The 18,020-nt window shown below is 68.0% G+C and carries 16 protein-coding genes; 3 read left to right on the top strand and 13 right to left on the bottom strand.

Annotation, left to right across the window (positions count from 1 at the left end; translation table 11 throughout):
• The 10 genes from QTH91_RS08240 to QTH91_RS08195 all read right to left on the bottom strand — a co-directional run bounded on the left by QTH91_RS08240 (nucleotide 1) and on the right by QTH91_RS08195 (nucleotide 10,393).
• A complete protein-coding gene (locus QTH91_RS08240) occupies nucleotides 1-1,353 on the bottom strand; it encodes an MFS transporter (RefSeq protein ID WP_286659500.1) in 1,353 nt (450 codons plus the stop codon).
• Entirely contained in the window at nucleotides 1,350-1,817 is a 468-nt protein-coding gene (locus tag QTH91_RS08235; RefSeq protein WP_390368153.1) for a MarR family winged helix-turn-helix transcriptional regulator, read from the bottom strand. Before QTH91_RS08235 ends, QTH91_RS08240 begins: the two co-directional genes overlap by 4 nt.
• Nucleotides 1,818-1,887: 70 nt before the next feature.
• Entirely contained in the window at nucleotides 1,888-3,078 is a 1,191-nt protein-coding gene (locus QTH91_RS08230; protein WP_286659499.1) for a Gfo/Idh/MocA family protein, read from the bottom strand.
• On the bottom strand, nucleotides 3,075-4,103 hold the full coding sequence (locus tag QTH91_RS08225; protein ID WP_286659498.1) for a sugar phosphate isomerase/epimerase family protein: 1,029 nt from the start codon (nucleotides 4,101-4,103) through the stop codon (nucleotides 3,075-3,077). Before QTH91_RS08225 ends, QTH91_RS08230 begins: the two co-directional genes overlap by 4 nt.
• 178 nt (nucleotides 4,104-4,281) lie before the next feature.
• Entirely contained in the window at nucleotides 4,282-5,247 is a 966-nt protein-coding gene (locus tag QTH91_RS08220; protein ID WP_390368149.1) for a substrate-binding domain-containing protein, read from the bottom strand.
• A gap of 106 nt (nucleotides 5,248-5,353) precedes the next feature.
• Nucleotides 5,354-6,385, bottom strand: a complete 1,032-nt coding sequence (locus QTH91_RS08215) for an ABC transporter permease (protein ID WP_286659497.1) — start codon at nucleotides 6,383-6,385, stop codon at nucleotides 5,354-5,356.
• Entirely contained in the window at nucleotides 6,366-7,898 is a 1,533-nt protein-coding gene (locus QTH91_RS08210; protein ID WP_286659496.1) for a sugar ABC transporter ATP-binding protein, read from the bottom strand. Before QTH91_RS08210 ends, QTH91_RS08215 begins: the two co-directional genes overlap by 20 nt.
• Nucleotides 7,895-9,091 (bottom strand): ROK family protein, encoded by a 1,197-nt coding sequence (locus tag QTH91_RS08205; RefSeq protein ID WP_286659495.1) that lies wholly within the window; start codon nucleotides 9,089-9,091, stop codon nucleotides 7,895-7,897. Before QTH91_RS08205 ends, QTH91_RS08210 begins: the two co-directional genes overlap by 4 nt.
• Before the next feature lie 117 nt (nucleotides 9,092-9,208).
• Nucleotides 9,209-9,781, bottom strand: a complete 573-nt coding sequence (locus QTH91_RS08200; RefSeq protein ID WP_286659494.1) for an META domain-containing protein — start codon at nucleotides 9,779-9,781, stop codon at nucleotides 9,209-9,211.
• 72 nt (nucleotides 9,782-9,853) lie between these two features.
• Nucleotides 9,854-10,393, bottom strand: a complete 540-nt coding sequence (locus QTH91_RS08195) for a DUF4334 domain-containing protein (RefSeq protein WP_286659493.1) — start codon at nucleotides 10,391-10,393, stop codon at nucleotides 9,854-9,856.
• 230 nt (nucleotides 10,394-10,623) lie between these two features.
• On the opposite strand from QTH91_RS08195, the gene QTH91_RS08190 reads away from it, so the two are divergent.
• Nucleotides 10,624-10,863 (top strand): hypothetical protein, encoded by a 240-nt coding sequence (locus QTH91_RS08190; RefSeq protein WP_286659492.1) that lies wholly within the window; start codon nucleotides 10,624-10,626, stop codon nucleotides 10,861-10,863.
• Between the two features lie 10 nt (nucleotides 10,864-10,873).
• Here the strand turns inward: QTH91_RS08190 and QTH91_RS08185 are convergent, their stop codons facing one another.
• Nucleotides 10,874-11,296: a universal stress protein gene (locus tag QTH91_RS08185; protein WP_286659491.1), complete on the bottom strand. Its 423-nt coding sequence runs from the start codon at nucleotides 11,294-11,296 to the stop codon at nucleotides 10,874-10,876.
• Between the two features lie 166 nt (nucleotides 11,297-11,462).
• Between QTH91_RS08185 and QTH91_RS08180 the strand changes: the two genes are divergently transcribed.
• On the top strand, nucleotides 11,463-13,916 hold the full coding sequence (locus QTH91_RS08180) for a bifunctional acetate--CoA ligase family protein/GNAT family N-acetyltransferase (RefSeq protein WP_286659490.1): 2,454 nt from the start codon (nucleotides 11,463-11,465) through the stop codon (nucleotides 13,914-13,916).
• A gap of 4 nt (nucleotides 13,917-13,920) precedes the next feature.
• On the opposite strand, the gene QTH91_RS08175 is transcribed toward QTH91_RS08180, so the two are convergent.
• A complete protein-coding gene (locus tag QTH91_RS08175; protein ID WP_286659489.1) occupies nucleotides 13,921-15,795 on the bottom strand; it encodes a glycoside hydrolase family 15 protein in 1,875 nt (624 codons plus the stop codon).
• Nucleotides 15,796-16,026: 231 nt separating this feature from the next.
• On the opposite strand from QTH91_RS08175, the gene QTH91_RS08170 reads away from it, so the two are divergent.
• A complete protein-coding gene (locus tag QTH91_RS08170) occupies nucleotides 16,027-16,947 on the top strand; it encodes a mechanosensitive ion channel family protein (RefSeq protein ID WP_286659488.1) in 921 nt (306 codons plus the stop codon).
• A 54-nt stretch (nucleotides 16,948-17,001) separates the two neighbouring features.
• On the opposite strand, the gene QTH91_RS08165 is transcribed toward QTH91_RS08170, so the two are convergent.
• The gene (locus QTH91_RS08165; RefSeq protein WP_286659487.1) at nucleotides 17,002-17,922 is read right to left on the bottom strand and encodes a LysR family transcriptional regulator; all 921 of its coding nucleotides are present in this window, start codon (nucleotides 17,920-17,922) and stop codon (nucleotides 17,002-17,004) included.
• Nucleotides 17,923-18,020 lie beyond the last annotated feature (98 nt).

The following is an 18,020-nucleotide window of genomic DNA, read 5'->3' as shown; positions in this document are numbered from 1 at the left end:
TCAGCCCGCCGTCGCGGCCGTCTTCGGCGAGGATTCGGGCGTGGCCAGCGGCTCCACCACCTCGGCGCGCTGCGGCTGCGCCCCGGCGGCGCCTTCCACCACAGGCTGCAGCGCGTAGCGCAGGCGAAAGCCTTCGCGCCACAAGCGCAGCCCCCGGTGCCGGACCAGATAGCGCAGGCCGATCAGGGCCGAAGCAATGCCGGAGGCGGCGGCCACGCCCATCGCCCAGCGCGGACCGAAGGTGTCGGCCACCCAGCCGACGATGGGCGCGCCGATGGGCGTGCTGCCAAGCAGCGTCGCCAACAGGATCGCGATGACGCGGCCACGCAGCGCCGGCTCGGTCGACAACTGCACCAGGCTGTTGGTGGACGTGGTGAGCGTCTGCGCCGCCACGCCGGTGACGATGAGTGCCAGCCCGAAACCGATCACGTTGGGCATCAGCGCCGCCGCCAGGCTGCCCAGGCCGAACACCATGCTGCCCAATACCAGCAGACCCAGGCGGGGCCGCGCCCGGCGCGCTGCCATCAGGGCGCCGGTGACCGAGCCGATCGCCATCGTCGATGACAGCAGGCCGTACTGGCCTGCCCCACCATGGAATGCACCGACCGACATGGTGGAGATGAAGATCGGGAAGTTCAGGCCGAAGGTGGCCACCAGGAACAGCATGGCCAGCACAGCCCGCAGGTCAGGCCGGTTCCAGACGTAGCGGAAGCCTTCGAGCAGGCTGCCCTTGCCTCGCCCACCCTTGCCGTCGCGCGCAAAAAGTTCGTTCTTGCGAAGGCAGGCCAGTCCGATCAGCACCGCGACGTACGTGGCGGCGTTGATGATGAAGGCCTCGCCCGGCCCGGTGGACGCGATGACCACGCCGGCCACCGCCGGCCCCACCATGCGCGCTGCGTTGAACGACGTGGAATTGAGCGCGACCGCGTTGGACAGGTCTTTCTCCGACACCAGCTCCGCCACGAAGGTCTGACGCGCGGGCGCATCGAAGGCGGACACGATGCCCAGAAGGAGCGCGAACACATACACATGCCACAACTGCGCCAGGCCGCTGACCGTCAGCAAGCCCAGCCCCAGGGCCAGCAAGCCCATCGAAGCCTGCGTGGCGATGAGCAGCTTGCGCCGGTCGAGCCGGTCGGCGGCCAGGCCGGTGAGCGGCAGCAGCACCAGCTGCGGCCCGAATTGCAGCGCCATGACGATGCCGACGGCCGTGGCGTTGTGATCGGTCAGGTGCGTGAGCACCAGCCAGTCCTGCGCGGTGCGCTGCATCCACGTGCCGATGTTCGACACCGCCGCCCCTGCCGCCCACAGGCGGTAGTTGCGCACGCGAAGCGACCTGAACGTGCTGCTCATGCGCGCGGCTCCAGCAGGCGCTGCAACAGCGCGACCGCCGTGGCGAGCTGCTTCTGCTCGGCGGCGGAGTAGCGCGCCTCGATGGCATGCTGCAGCCAGTCCTCGCGCGCGGCTCGCACCTGCCGCAAGACCTTGCGCGTCTGTGGCGTCAGCGACAGCAACGTGCGGCGCCCGTCGGCCGGATCGGGCTCGCCCTTGATCCAGCCGCCTTCGATGAGCGAGGCCACCGTGGCCCCCATCGACTGCGACCGGACGCCCTCGGCCTGAGCCAGCTCGGTCACCGAGGCGCCGTCATGACGCTCCAGGCGCAGCAGCACGGCGCGCTGGGATTCCGACCATTCGGCGGCCGACGCTTCCTGGCGCAGCCGGCGACGCAGTTGCGACGCGAGCATGCGCAGATCGACGGCCAGTGCGTGAGCAGCGGAGTCTTTGGCGAGCGTGGTATCGGTGTGGACGGTGGACAAGATGAAGCGCGGGTTTTGGAAGGACAACTACGAAGTCTAGCTTCCTATCCAATTCCGCGCTGGCGAAGGGCTATTGGCGCAAAGGCCACCACTTCTGCTCGCTGCGCGAAGACGCCACGGCCGCCTCGATGAAGCGCACGCCCCGCGCGCCGTCGCTCACGTCGGCATAGCCGCGCTCTGCGCCGGCCACGCGCTGCGCGGGGTCGGCCTGGATCGCATCGGCCACCGCCACGTAGATGTTGGCGAAGGCTTCGATGAAAGCCTCCGGGTGGCCGCTGGGCAGCCGGGTCGCGCGGCGCGATGCCTCGGCCAGCCAGGGCGAGCCGCGCGTGAGCAACTGGCGAGGCCCTTCGCGCGGCAGGAATTCCAGTTCGTTCGGCGATTCCTGCCGCCAGCTGATCGAGCCTTCGCTGCCGTACACGCGCAGGCGCAGGTCGTTCTCGCAGCCGGTCGCCACCTGCGAGCACATGAGCACGCCCCGCGCCCCACCCGAAAAACGCAGCAGCATGCTGGCGTCGTCATCGAGGCGGCGGCCAGGAATGAAAGTGTGCAGATCGGCGCTGATGGCCTCGATGTCCAGCCCCGTGACGGTCGTCGCCAGGTTCTCGGCGTGCGAGCCGATGTCGCCCATCGCGCCGGCGATGCCGCTGCGTGCCGGGTCGGTGCGCCAGTCGGCCTGCTTGTTGCCCTCGGACTCGGCGCGCGTGGCGAGCCAGCCCTGGTGGTATTCGACGACGACGCGGCGGATCTCGCCCAGTTGGCCCGCGCGCACCATCTCGCGCGCCTGGATCACCATCGGGTAGCCGATGTAGTTGTAGGTCACGGCAAACACGATGCCGCGCTCGCGCGCGATGCGCTCCAGTTCGGCCGCCTGGGCGCTGGTGTGGACCAGCGGCTTGTCGCACACGACGTGGAAGCCGCTTTCTGCAAAGGCCTTGGCCACTTCGTAGTGCACATGGTTGGGCGTGACGATGACGACCAGTTCGACCCGTTCATCCGCCGGCAGGCACAGCTCGTGCGCCAGCAAGGCTTGCCAGCTCCCGTGGGTGCGGTGCGCCGCCAGACCCAGGGCGCGGCCCGATTCCAGCGCCCGATCGGGCTGCGATGACAGCGCGCCGGCCACCAGTTCGAAGCGACCATCCAGCGCCATCGCATGCCGGTGCACCGCGCCGATGAAGGCACCCTGCCCGCCCCCGACCATCGCGGCGCGCAGGCGGCGCGGCCCGGTCGATGGCTGGCCGGCGGAGGTTGCGCCGATCATCCCGCCATCCCTCCCTTGGGCTGCGCCGCGCGGTCGAACACCGCATCGAACGCACCCGCTGCGGCCGGAAAGTCCAGCCGCTTGCAGAAGGCCGCGCTCTCCGTCGCGCCATGCACGCGGTCCATGCGGCTGTCTTCCCATTCGACGCTCAACGGGCCGGCATAGCCGATGTCGTTGAAGGCGACGATGAGCGACTCGAAGTCGATCATGCCGCGGCCCACGCTTCTGAAGTCCCAGTTGCGGCGGGCATCGCCGAACGCGGTGTGGCCGCCGAACACGCCCACGGTGCCATCGCCCTTGCCCCACCACACGTCCTTCATGTGGACGTTGTAGATGCGGCTGGCGAAGCGGCGCACGAAGCCGACGTAGTCCACGCCCTGGTAGCCCAGATGGCTGGGGTCGAAGTTGAAGCCGAAGCGCCTGTGCCCTTGCACCGCATCGATCGCGCGCTGCGCGGAAGCAGCATCGAAGGCAATCTCGGTCGGGTGCACTTCCAGGGCGAAGTTGACGTCTTCCTTCTCGAAGACATCGAGGATCGGTTGCCAGCGCCTTGCAAAGTCCGCGAAGCCACGGTCGATGTATTCCTGCGACGTGGGCGGAAAGGCATACAGCGCGTGCCAGATCGAAGAGCCGGTGAAGCCGGTGACCGTCTTCACGCCGAACAGCGCCGCGGCGCGGGCCGTGTCCTGCATTTCCCGCGCGGCTCGATGGCGCACGCCTTCGGGATCGCCGTCGCCCCAGATCCGGTCCGGCAGGATCGACTGGTGGCGCTCGTCGATCAGGTCGCACACCGCCTGGCCCACGAGGTGGTTACCGATGGCCAGGCATTGAAGGCCGCTCGCTTCGAGCACCGCGCGCTGCTTCTTTACGTAGCCCGGCGAGCGCAGCGCCTCCTGCACGTCGAAGTGGTCGCCCCAGCACGCCAGTTCCAACCCGTCGTACCCCATGCCACGCGCCAGTGGCGCCAGCTCGGCAAGCGGCAGATCCGCCCACTGCCCCGTAAACAAAGTGACTGGTCGAGCCATCATCAACTCCAAGTCGAACTAGAAAACACCCTTGCGATGCACCCGAGACACCGCCCCGGCAAGCGAAGCGAAGCCCCTTCGCGAACACCGCGGAACCGGCTTTGCCGGCCCGCAGGTGTCGCCCCATCGAGGGGGTCAGGCGTACCTGCGATGCAGGGTAGCCTGGGGGTGGCTCGCCTTAGAACGGCGAATCAGGGAAGTAGAAGTCCTTCGCGTTCTGCTTGGTGATGAGCACCGACGGAATGATGGTCTTCTCGGGCAGCTTCTGGCCCTTCAAGCGTGCCTCGGCCGTCAGCTTGATCGCGTCGTAGATGAACTTGGGCGAGTACGACACGTTGGCCTGGATCAGCGGATTGCTGCCGTCCATCAGCGTCTTGACCATCTCCTTCATGCCGGCGCCGCCGAACACGATCTTGATGTCGGTGCGCTTGGCCTGCTCGATGGCCTTGAGCACGCCCACGGCCATGTCGTCGTCGGCGGCCCACACCGCGTCGATTTCCTTGAAGCGGGTCAGGTAGTCCTGCATCACCTTGAAGGCGTCGTCGCGGTTCCAGTTGCCGTGCTTGGCGTCGAGCAGCTTCATGTCCGGATGCTGCTTGAGCACGGCATTGAAGGCATCCATGCGTTCGTTGTCGATGGTGGTGGGAATGCCGCGCAGCGCGACGATGTTGCCCTTGCCATTCAGTGCCTTGACCAGGTACTCGGCCGGGATGCGGCCGAACGCCGTGTTGTCACCCGAGACATACGCATCCTGCGCACTCGGATCGGTCAGGCCGCGGTCGACCACCGTCACGTACACGCCCTTCTGCTTGACCCGCGCCACGGGCTGCGTCAACGCCGCCGATTCGAACGGGAACACCACCAGCGTGTCGATCTTGTTGGCCGTGACCAGATCCTGCAGCTGGTTGGCCTGCTCCGACGCATTGGCGGCCGTCTTGACGGTCACCTTCATGCCCGGATGGGCCTTTTCCAGGTCCTTCTTGGCCTGGTTCGCCCAGAAGACGATGCCGGCCGTGAAGGCATGCGTCGCCGCCGGGATGGCCACGCCCACATTGGGCGCCTTCTGCTGGGCGGCAGCGCCGCCGCTGCCGACGACGGCCATGGCCGCCACGGCCAGGCCGATCAGGTGGTTGCGAAACTTCATCTCTGTCTCCTTATGGTTTGGGATCGATCGAGGGAACAATGAAACCGTGCTGCCGATCGTGGCGGCCCGGGACGGAAACCTTTGAACAAGTGCAGGCGCCAAGCCGCTATCTGCGTTTCTTCCTCTGTGTAAAAGCCACGGCGATGATCACGAAGCCCTGCACCGCCGCATTCAGATAGACGCTGATCACGTTGGTGAGATTGAGGATGTTTCCGATGACGGAAAGCAGGATGGCACCGACCACCGTGCCACCCACGCTGCCGGCGCCGCCGCGCAGGGCCGTGCCGCCCACGATCACCGCGGCGATCGCCTCCAGTTCCCACAGCAGGCCGGTGGTGGGCGAAGCCGATCCGAGGCGCGGCACATAAAGCAACGTGGCCACGCCCACGCACAGCCCGAGCAGCACGTAGGTCAGCACCTTGACGCGGTCGACCTCCACGGCCGCATAGCGGGCCACCTGCTCGTTGGAACCGATGGCCTTCACGTACCGGCCGAAAGCCGTGCGATCGAGCAGCAGCATGCCGGCGATGGCCACCACGGCGAACACCCAGACCGGCACGGGTATGCCGAGGAAGCTGGCGTAATAGACCGGCGCGTAGGTGTCGGCCAGCGTGTTGCCCAGCGTGATGGCGCCGCCATCCGCGAAGTACGTCAGGTAGGCGCGGAAGATCCCCAGCGTGCCAAGCGTGACGATGAACGGCTCGATGCCGCCTCGGGTGATGAGCAAGCCATGCGCAAGGCCGAACAGGCTGCCCAACAGCAGCGCGAACACCATGCCCAGGAGCACGCAGGCCATCGGCGACAGGCCCGAGCCGGCCAGCCAGTTCATCAGCAGGATCATGCAGCCGGCGATCAGCGCGGCCATCGAACCGACCGACAGGTCGATGCCGCCCGAGATGATCACGAAGCACATGCCCACCGCGATGATGCCGATGAAGGCGGTGCGCGTGAGCACGTTCATCGCGTTGTCGATGCTCGCGAAGTCCGGGTTGAGCGCCCAGCCGGCGATGCACACGGCCAGCAGGCCGATGACGGGCCCGAGGGCGTGCAGGCGGTCGCGCCAGGCGGCACGCGGCGCGCCCGCCCGTTGTGCGGCGCCATCGGCGGCGTTGCCGGGATCAGTGGGTGCCTGTGGCATGGGCGATCAGTTCCTCTTCGGTCAGGCCCTCGTTGGGCAACACGGTTTGCAGGTGGCCGGCGCGCATCACCGCGACGCGGTGCGCCAGGCCGATCAGTTCCATCAGTTCGGACGAGACGACGATCACGCCCTTGCCCTCCTCGGCCAGGCGGCGAATGAGCAGGTAGATCTCGCGCTTGGCGCCGATGTCCACGCCGCGCGTCGGCTCGTCCAGGATCACGATGCGCGGCCGTGGCTGCAGCACCTTGGCCAGCGCCAGCTTCTGCTGGTTGCCGCCCGACAGCGACGACGCGCGCACGTCCAGCGCGCCGGTGCGGATGCCGTATTCGGCCACCGCGTCTCGCAGCGCCGCCTGCTCGCGGGCGCGGTCGAGCCAGGGCGAGGCATAGCGGCCCAGGTCCATCAATGTGAGGTTTTCAGCCAGCCCGAAGTCGACATGCAGGCCCTTGCCCTTGCGGTCCTCGCTCAGGTAGACGAGACCTTGCCGCGCGGCCTGGCCGGGGCTGGAAATGCGCACGGGCCGCCCCCCGATCTCGATGACCTGCGCGCTCGCGGCACGCAGGCCGAGCAGTCCTTCGAAGAGCTCCGTGCGACCCGCACCGACCAGGCCGGCAAAGCCGAGGATCTCGCCGGGCCGCAGGTCGAAGCCCACGTCCTGCGCCCATCCCGGCACCGTCAGGCCGCGCACGCGCAAGAGCGGCGCCGCATCGTCCGCGGGCGCGGGGGTGCGCGGCGGATACAGGTCGGACAGCTCGCGCCCCACCATCAACTGCGCCATCTGCAGGCGCGTCAACGCGTCGGTGGCCTCACGCGCCACGAAGCGGCCATCGCGCATCACCACGACTTCGTCGCAGATGTGCTCCACCTCGTCGAGCTTGTGCGAGATGTAGACGATGGTCACGCCCTCGCCTTGCAGCCGGCGCATGAGCGCGAACAGGCGCTGCGTCTCGCCCGGCGTGAGCGTGGCGGTGGGCTCGTCCATGATCAGGATGCGTGCGCGCTTGGACAGGGCCTTGGCGATCTCCACCAACTGCTTCTCGGCAACGATCAGCTGGCGCACCGGCGTGTCGGGATGCCTGGCCAGCCCCACCTCGGCGAGCACCTGCGCGGCGCTTTGCCGCATGGCGTTGTCGTCGAGCAGGAAGCGGCCGCGCTTCTCGTGGCCCAGGTGGATGTTCTGCGCGACGGTCAGATCCTCGGCCAGGTTGAACTCCTGGTGGATCAGCACGATGCCTTCGTTCTCCGCGGCGCGCGGCCCGTCGAACGACACGGCGCGGCCGCCGACGGTGACGACGCCCTCGCTCGGCGCCTCGTAGCCCGACGCGATCTTCATTAGCGTGGACTTGCCCGCTCCGTTCTCGCCCAGCAGCCCGACGATGCGCCCCGGCTGCAATGCGAAGCTCACGCCGTGCAGCACCTGGACCGGGCCGAAGCGCTTGACGATGCCCTCGAAGGCGAGCGCCGGCACGGCGGCAGCGGATGCATGGGCTTGGGCTTGGGCCACGGCATTCATCGCTGCGCCTTTCTCAGGCTCTCCTGCATCGCCAGCGTGGCGGCGCCGATGATGCCGGCGCGTTCGGCCAGTGGCGAGTACTGGATCTCGAGCTGGCGCGTCGACAGTGGCAGCGAGCGTTGGTAGACGCTCTGGCGCACGGCCGCCAGGAAAGACGGACCGAAGCGCTGCACGCTGCCGCCGATGAACACGTGCGACGGGTTGTAGAAGTTCACCACCGTCGCGAGCATCTGCCCGACGAGCGCGCCGGCGCGTTGGACGATGGCGTTGGCCGTCACGTCGCCCGAATGGCTCGCCTGGGCCACATCGGCCAGGCGCAGCGTGCCTTGCGCCTGCAACGCCTTGGCAAGGATTTCGCTCTGCCCGGCCCGCCCCGCCTCTTCGGCCAGACGCGCAATGGCGCGACCGCCGGCCATCGCCTCCACGCAGCCGACGTTGCCGCAGTGGCACCGCGGGCCGTTGGGATCGACGCAGATGTGTCCCACGTCGCCGGCCGAGCCGCTCGCGCCGCGATAGACCTCGCCGTGGCACACGATGCCGCAGCCGATGCCGGTGCCCACCTTGATCACGACGAAGTTGGTCAGTTGCCGCTGCATGCGCCACAGCTCGCCCAGGGCCATCACGTTCACGTCGTTGTCCACCCACACGGGTGCGGTGAAGTCGGCGCGCAGATCGTCCCGGATCGAATACGAATCCCACTGCGGCATCAGCGGCGGATTGACGAGTTGGGCACGCTCGAAATGCACAGGCCCGGGCACGCCGATGCCGATGCCGATCACCTCGCGCGGGGTGCGGCCGCACTTGGCGAGCAGCTCGCGCATCAGCGTTCGCACACGCGACAACACCACCGCCGGGCCGTCGCGCACGTCGGCCGGCTCGCTGTGGTGGGCCAGCATCTCAAGATCGGGCGCGAGCACGCCCACTTCCAGGCCAGTGGCGCCCATGGCCACGCCGATGAGCACGCCCAGTGAATTGGACAGCCGCAGCGTCTCGGCCCGGCGGCCCCCGGTCTCGCTGCGCAGGCTGCCAGTCTCGATCAGGCCTTGCTCGAGCAGCGCCGCGACCGCCGCATTGGCCCGGCTCTTGGAAAAGGCCGCGCCATTGGCCAAGCCCATGCGCGAGATCCCGCTGGACCAGAACACATGGTCCAGCAGCGTGACTTCCTTGCTGCTCAGTTGTCTCCAGGCTTGCATCTTGTTTTGGATGCGCCCGCGGAGGTGGCTCCTCACGACTCGGCGCGAGCCGGATCGTAGGAGGTCAACTTTGATTCATCAAGGCCGATATTCGACCCAATCTGGGTCGAACTTGCTTCAGCGCACCCCGTTCCAGGTCAACAGGCCCTCGTCACCCTCGAGCGACATGTACAGGCGCCCGTTTCGGATCATGTAGCCGCGCACCAGCGGCAGGGCCGCCGCCACGCGCGGGCCCAATGGCGATACGCCGCAGGTGGTTTGACCGATCGAAATCCCCATGAAGCGCAGTGGGCCGGTGTGCCCGTCGCCCACCCTGTCGACCTGCCAGGTGGCCTGGCCGCGGTTGCAGTCGACCTGGAAGACGGCGCGCCCCTCGGGCCCGAACTGGACCGTGTAGCGCGCCGGATCGGCCGGGCGGGCCGGCGGCGCGGCGCCGTCGGTGGATTGGATTTCCATCAATTGCCAGCGGGTGCCCGTGAGGCTGTAGCTGGCGTTGCCGTCGTCGGCGGGCAAGGCCGCACCCGCAGCCCCGCCCGAGCCCGCCCCGCCGCCGCTCAACAGCGGTGCTGGCGGCATGCCGGTCGGCGCGCCGACCGCCCCGCCTTGCGGCGAAGTCCCGGCGCATGCGGACAGCAAGACCACGGCCATCCAGGGAAGGAAACGCGGCAGATCAACGGGCAAGAATCTCATGGAAACGTCTCAACAAAGTCATCAAATGTCAGGACGCGATGATGCCTTCGAACAGACCCGGGCCGAAGATGCTCAGGGGCGATCGCGCGTCAACTGGAAGAAAAATGGCTGCGCCATGTCGCGCGCATCCATCAGTCCGAGCACGCGCGCCTCGTCCACCCGTCTGAACACGTCGATGATCGGCCACTGGTCGTAGACCATGGCGGCGCTGCATTGGCCTCGGTGCACGAGCATCCGCAGCCGGGCGCGGGGCCTGGAGGTGCGCAGCAGGCCGGGAACGCCCGCGAGTGTCTGGAACACGCGCCCGGCCGCAGCCGAACGCGGCAGCGGCACACGCCCCACCAGACCCAGCCCGGCGCCCAGCAGGGCCGGGTTGATCGCCACTGGCTGACCGTTGCGCGCCTCGAAGAGCAAAGGATGCACGACCTCCGTGCTCTCGAAGTGCTTGCCCCACCAGCGGTAGGCCTCCAGCAGGCCATCCATCGGATGGCCAGTGAGCACGCCAGATCCCCGCCACCGGCCGAACATGAAGGCGCAATCGACCGGCTCCAGGCGATCGAACAAAGCCAGGGCTTCGGCGGGCGAAAGGGGCTGCGAAAGGTCGTAGGACATGGACGAAGGTCGCGCGATCGTGTCGGACGTTCGCCCGAGCATGCATCAAACACCAGCGCTTGGTTGTAGTCCATCGCCGGCCTACCCGTACGGCCAGGACGTTCCACCTAATCCGTCTGGGGATTGCAATCAGGGCCCCTGAAGTCGTTTCATCATCATCAGCAAGGAATGGCGGCGAAACCCGCCACTTGAACGACCCCGGCGCAGGGCAAAGCGCCAAGGAGAACATCATGGCCAGCTATGCATCATCCATCGCGTCCGCTACAGACAGCGCAGGTTGGGAGCTGAGATTTCCCGCCTTGTTCGCCGGACGGCGCGGCTACGCGTTTCCATGCGACGCCGAAGGCTGCGTCGACATGGATCACCTGAGCGAAACGGCGCTTCAGAACTACCTCTATGCGCGGGCCATGATGGGCCGCGAGACCGGCTGGCCGAGCGTGCTGCGCAGTTCGGCGCACGCTCACGCTTGAAAACGCGCGTTCAGCGCACGATCAGAACCGGCACCTCGCAGCCGCCCACCACCTTGGCGGCCACCGAGCCCATGACGAGCGTCTGGATCGCGTTGTGGCCATGCGATCCCATCACCACCATGTCGAACGCGCCTTCGCGCGCTGCCACCGAAATCTCGCTGCCGGGGTTGCCGACGCGATGCACGTAGTTGGCCTTCAACCCCTTGCCGTCCAGGATCTGGCGAATCGGATCGAGAACTTGCCTGGCTTCGTCGTCGTAATAGGCATGCACGGTGTCGGAATTGCTGAAGGCCGTGGCCCGCGGCGGCAGTGCGGACACCACGGTGAGCACGGTGAAATCCGGAGCGTCCCCGAAGAGCTTCGGATGGACGGTGATGTAGTCGAGCATGCGACGCGTGAATTCGCTGCCATCCACGGCGAGAAGAATTTTCACGGCTATTCCTTCCTTCAGTGACAGAACGAAGAGCTTAGCCGCAAGCGTCCGTGCCCGGACGGCGGCAATCGACCGCGTCACGACACGACCCCGGGCAACGCATCTTGCGGGCATCTGGCATGACAGGCAGCATGGGCCCATTTCGCGACCCTGGAGTTCAAGCGCCTTGACCGTCCGCCATCTGGAATCCCTCTTCACGCCCGCCTCCGTCGCCGTCTTCGGTGCTTCCGAGCGCCCCGGTAGCGTGGGCGCCACCGTCTGGAAGAACCTGCTGGCGGGCGGTTTCAAAGGTCCGGTGTGGGCGGTCAACCCCAAGCACGCCAGGCTTGGCGAGCGCGAGGTCTACGCCAACGCCGATGCGTTGCCAGCACCTCCGGATCTGGCCCTGCTGTGTTCGCCGCCCAGAACCATCGCCCCGTTGGTGGCAAGGCTGGGCGCCATGGGCACGCGCGCCGCGATCATCATGACGCCGGGCCTCACGGCCGAGCAGCGCCAAGCCGCGCTGAACGCCGCGCGCCCGCATGTGCTGCGCCTGCTCGGGCCGCGCTCGATCGGGCTGCTCAACCCCAACATCGGCCTGAACGCAACGCTGGCGCACGTCGGTGCCAAACCGGGCCAACTGGCCTTCGTCTCCCAGTCCGGCGCGCTGGTCACCGCCTTCCTGGACTGGGCGCGGGGCCGCGGGATCGGCGTGTCGTCGCTGGTGTCGCTGGGCGATCGATGCGACGTCGACTTCGGGGACGTGCTCGACTGGCTGGCCAGCGACTGGAAGACCCGCGCCATCCTGCTGTACATCGAGTCCGTGACGGCGCCGCGCAAGTTCATGTCGGCCGCGCGGGCCGCGGCACGCAACAAGCCGGTGATCGTCGTCAAGGCCGGCCGCGGCGGCGCTGGCCTTGCCGCCGTGCAAAGTCGGTCCGGCGACGGCCCGGTCGGCGACGACCTGGTCTACGACGCCGCCATTCGCCGTGCGGGCATGCTGCGCGTCGACACGCTGCAGGATCTGCTCACCGCAGCCACCACGCTGGCCCGCTTTCGTGCCAACCAAAGCAGTGTCATCACCATCATGACCAATGGCGGAGGCGCCGGTGTCGCGGCTGCGGACGCGGCCGACGCTGCCGGGGTGGCGCTGGCCACCCCCAGTGCCCGCCTGAGGCAGGCCAGCAAAGACCTGGACGCGCCTTGGCTGAGCCACAACCCGGTCGACATCGGCGGCGACGCGCCGGTTCAACGCTACGTCGACACGCTCGGCGCATTGATGGCCGACCCCGATGCGGGCGCCGTGATCCTGCTGCACGCCCCCAGCGACAACGTCAGCGCCGCCGACATCGCGCAAGCCTGCCTGCCGGCCTTGAAGACGCAGGCCATCCCGCGCGTCATGACCTGCTGGATGGGCGACGCCGCCGTCGCCCCGGCGCGCGAGACCTTCGAACGCGCCGGTGCGCCCTGCTACATCACGCCGGAAAGCGCGGTGCGCGCCTTCGCCATGTTGCAGACCTATCGGCGCAACCAGGAGGCGCTGATGGAAGTGCCCAGCGTCGGCGAGAACGCCAGCCCGGACACCGACGCCGCACGCGTCCTGATCGAGCAGGCCAACGAATGGCTCGATCAGGCGCAGGTCGCCACGCTGCTCGGCGCCTATGGCATCGCGCTCGCGCCGCCCGGAGAAAGCACGGACCCGCTGGCCCTGGCGCATCGGGCGGCACGCTCCAGGCAGATCCAAGTCGTGGCCCGCATCGATCCGCTGTTCGGCCCCGTCATCCTCTGCGGCCATGGCGGCAGCGGCGAGGAGGACATGGCCGCCGGCCTGCCACCGCTCAACCGCGTGCTGGCCCGCGAAATGGTGCAGCACACCCGCGTTGCGCGCTGGGGCGAGTTCGGCGACGGCGTGCGCCCGCCGGTGCGACTCGAAGCGCTGTACGACGTGCTGATCGCCATCTCGCAGATGCTGGCCGAGCAACCGCGCTTGGCCGAGCTCGAACTCTCGCCGCTGTGGCTGGATGACCAGGACGCACGCGTCGGTACCGCGCGCGTTCGCGTGTCGCGCACACCCGTGGCAGGTGCGGAGCGATTCGCCATCGTGCCCTACCCCACCCAATGGTCCCGCCAGCTCCAATGGCAGGGCCGCACCATCACCTTGCGCCCGATCCGTCCCGAGGACGAGCCGCAGCACGCCGCCTTCGTCGAACGCGCCAGCATGGAAGACCTGCGCCTTCGCTTCTTCTCGGCACGCAAGAGCCTGCCGCACAGCGAACTGGCACGAATGACGCAGATCGACTACGACCGCGAGATGGCCTTCATCGCGGAAGGCCTGGACGCCGACGGCCATCCCGAGACCCTCGGCGTGGGCCGCACCGTGGCCAACCCTGATCTGGTCGAAGCCGAGTTCGCCGTGCTGGTGCGTTCCGACCTCAAGGGGATGGGCATGGGCCGGCTTCTGCTGAGTGAACTGATCACGCACGCGCGTGCGCGTGGCTACGAGCGGCTCTACGGCATCGTGCTGCGCGAGAACCAGGGCATGCTGGGCCTGGCCAGGTCGCTGGGTTTCGTGGCGGAGCGGCACGAAGACGACGAGCCCGACACGCAGCGCATGGTGCTGCACCTCAAGCCTGCGCCATAAGGCGCTATGGGCTGGAACCGGCCTTCCGGGCGGCGGGCCGCGCCGGACGACGCCCGCGCGCCGCAGTCGCCGCGGCGGGACGTTCGCCTTTGCGGCTCGTCTGCGCCATGCGTTCGCGCGACAGCCCCAGCACACGCACGGTATTGACCAGCGCCATGTGGCTGAACGCCTGCGGAAAGTTGCCCAGCATGTGGCCGGTGTCGGGATCGATCTCTTCCGACAACAAGCCCACGTCGTTGCAAAGCGCGAGCACTTTCTTGAACAGTGCCTGCGCCTCCTTGCGGCGGCCCACCAGGGCCAGTCCATCGACCAGCCAGAAGCTGCAGGGCACGAAGCCGCCCTCGCCCGGCGGCAGGTTGTCGACGCCGGTGCGTGTCTGGTAGCGCCACACGAGCGCGCCACGGCTGAGCTCCCGCCGCACCGCCTCCACGGTGCCTTGCACGCGCGGGTCCTCGGCCGGCAGGAAGCCCAATTGGGGAATGAGCAGCAGGCTGGCATCGAGCGCGGTGCCTCCCAGGCATTGCACGAAGCTGTTGCGCCGGCGATTGAAGCCTTCCTTGCAGACGCGCGCGTGGATCTCGGCACAAAGCTCGCGCCAGCGGTCGACCGGTCCGTCCAGGCCGAACTGCTCGACCGACTTGATGGCGCGGTCGAACGCGACCCACGCCATGATCTTCGAATGCGTGAACTGGCGCCTGGGGCCGCGGATCTCCCAGATGCCTTCGTCGGGCTCCTCCCAGCGGCGCTCCAGGTAGTCGAGCAGGGTCCGCTGGATGCTCCAGGCGTGCGGCTGCGGTGGCACGCCGGCATGGCGCGCCAGATGCAGGGTGTCCATCAGTTCGCCGTAGATGTCGAGTTGGAGCTGGCGTGCCGCCGCGTTGCCGACGCGCACCGGGGCCGCGCCGTTGTAGCCCGGCAGCCAGTCGAGCTCGTACTCGTCGACGCGCCGCTCGCCCGTCACGCTGTAGAGCGTCTGCAAGTCGCCGGGGCGCCCAGCGATCGCGCGCAGCAGCCACTCGCGCCAGGCCTCCGCCTCTTCGGTGTGGCCCGCCAACAGCAATGCGTTGAGCGTGAAGGTCGCATCGCGCAACCAGCAGTAGCGATAGTCCCAGTTGCGCACGCCCCCGGGCTGTTCGGGCAGCGACGTGGTGGCCGCGGCCACGATGCCGCCGGTGGGCAGGTAGGTCAGCGCCTTGAGCGTGAGGAGCGAGCGCACGACGGCCTCCCTGTGCGGGCCACGGTGGCTGCATCGCCTGGACCAGTCGCGCCAGAACTTCTCGGTGCTTGCAAGCAGCGCTTCGGGGTCCTGCGGCTGCGGCAGGGGCAGATGCGAAGCGCAATGCGCCAGGTTGAGCGGAATGCGCTCGCCCCGGGTGACTTCGAACTCGGAGCGCGTGCGCATGTGCCTGCCCGTCAAGGGCAATGGCGTTTGCAGCAGCAGCGAATCGGGCCCGGCCGTCGCCAGCAAGCCGCCTTCGGTGCGTCGTACCCAAGGCACGATCGATCCGTAGTCCAGGCGCATCACCAGTTCCATCTGCATCGGAACACGGCCGCGAACGCCGATGATCATGCGCAGCAAATCCGAGCGCCCGTTGCGGATGGGCATGCAGTCGACAACGCGAACCACGCCGCTGTCGGTTTCGAACTCGGTCTCCAGGATCAGCGTGCCGGGGCGATAGCGGCGCTTGACGCCGAGGATGGGGACAGCCGGAGCCACCAGCCATCGGCCGTGCTCAGGGCCGCCGAGAAGCGCGGCGAAGCACGCTGGGGAATCGAAACGAGGCAGACACAGCCAGTCGATGGAGCCATTGCGGCCCACCAGCGCGGCGGTGTGGCAGTCGCCGATGACGGCATAGTCTTCGATGGGTTGCGAAGGCACTGGCTCAGGATAGCAGCGGTGCGGGCAGGGAATCGCAAAACGCGGCGATGTCCCACATGCGCCGTCGATGGCATCATTGACCTTCTGGCCAACCGCTTCCCCGAGCCATGCGCTTGCGGGACGGGACGGAACCTTTTCAATCTGCGCTGCTTCCAAGCGCACTTCGAGCGCACCCGGGTGCGGGCCTTCCAGGCCCCTCCCGAACTGCGCCGACCTATCCACAGACACAGCATGAACCTGATCAACGACATCGACTGGGACCGCTGGGGCGCCCCTGCCCTCACGGCACTTCGCATCTTCCTCATCCTCGTTCTGGCCTGGCTGGCGATGCGCCTGCTCTACCGCATGGTGCGGCTGGTGCGTGAAAGGGCCGAGCGGCACATGGGTGCCACCGAGGCCAGCCGCGCCGCCACGCTGGCGCGCGTCGTCAAATACATCATCGCGGTGGTGATCGGTGCGGTGGCCTTCATGCTCGTGCTGGGGCAGATCGGCATCTCCCTGGCCCCGATCCTGGGAGCCGCCGGTGTCGTTGGCCTGGCCATCGGCTTTGGGGCGCAAAGCCTGGTCAAGGACTACTTCACCGGCTTCTTCATCCTCCTCGAAGACCAGATCCGCACCGGCGACGTCGTCAAGGTCGCGGGCATTGCCGGCGGCGTCGAAGACATCACGCTGCGCCATGTGCGCCTGCGCGACTACGAAGGCACGGTGCACTACATCCCCAACAACCTCATCACCACCGTGTCGAACATGACGCGCCACTTCAGCAATGCCGTGCTGGAAGTCGGCGTGGGCTACCGCGAGAACGTGGATGAGGTCATGGCCGTCATGCACGAGGTGGCCCGGCAGATGCGCGAGGACACCGCCTGGAAGGACATCATCCTGGACGACCTGGAGATGGCCGGCCTGGAGCGCCTGGACCAGAGCGCCGTCGTCATTCGCGCACGCCTGCGCACCGTGGCTTCGCAGCAATGGGGCGTGCGACGCGAATACCTGCGCCGCATGAAGGCGGCCTTCAATGCCAAGGACATCGAGCTGCCTTTCCCGCACGTGACCGTGTACGCCGGCGTCGACAAGGATGGCGCCGCGCCGGCACTGCCGCTGAACGTGATGCGTCCCCCTCGCAAGGCGGTCGAGGACGAAGCGCAAGCCTGATCGCGCGGCCCGGGTCGCGCCCAGGCTTCCCAGGCGCCACAGCCGCCTCAGGCCTCAGGCGCCCGCGATGCGCGCCAAAGCATCGGGCGCTGCCGCCGAGAACACCACGTTCAGCAGACCGAGCACGGCGGGCGAGCGCACCGGCCCGACCGGCCACACGCATTGCAGAATCGACGTCACGCGGGCGCCGCTCAACGGCCGAAACACCACGCCGGCCATGCCCGACTGGGCCAGCGGAGCCGGCACGATGGCAACGCCCATCCCTTGCGACACCACCGCCACGACCGACAGCCAGTGGCGCAGCTCGTGCCGGACCTTGGGATCGAACCCGGCTTCGGCGCACGCGTCGATGATCCGCGCGTGGTAGTCCGGCGATACCTGCCGGGAGAAGAGCACGAACGGATCGTCGCGCAGGCGTTCGAGCGACAAGCGCTTGGACGACGCGGCCGGATGCCCGGCAGGCAGGCAGGCAACGAACGGCGCCTCGTGCACCGTGACGGCCTGCAGCACGCTCGGCACTCGGCGAGCCAGGACGAAGCCCACGTCGAGCTCGCCTCGCCCCATCGCATCGAGCTGCTCTTGCGAATTGAGCTCGACCAGCGCGACCTCGATGCCCGGATGCGCCTCCTGAAAGAGCGCGAGCCATTGCGGCAGGCCCGCGAACAGCAACGAGCCGACGAAGCCGACACGCAAACGCCCCCGCGCGCCCTGGCCCACATGCCGCGCAGTGAGCACGGCTTCCGCGGCCGCGGCCAGTAGCGCCCGCGCCTGCGGCACCAGCGCCTCGCCGGCCGCCGTGATCTGCACGCCCCGGCTCGAGCGGTCGATCAGCCGGACACCGACCGTGTCCTCCAGCTGCCGGATCGCCACCGACAGCGGCGGCTGCGTCATTGCGAGTTTGGCAGCAGCTCTTCCGAAGTGGCCTTCATCGGCCACGGCCAGAAAACAGCGCAGATGCCTCAGGTCGAACGCCATACGAATATCGAATTGAAAGTACCAATCTTCGAATTGGACTCGAATTCATGGCCCCCAGATACTGAGGCACACCCGGGGTCCACGACGCGTGTCTCAAG

The organism is Variovorax dokdonensis (assembly GCF_030316895.1).
Taxonomy (GTDB): Bacteria; Pseudomonadota; Gammaproteobacteria; order Burkholderiales; family Burkholderiaceae_C; genus Variovorax; species Variovorax dokdonensis.
The sequence above is the reverse complement of the archived record's forward strand: the minus strand, read 5'-3'. Positions and strand labels throughout refer to the sequence as shown.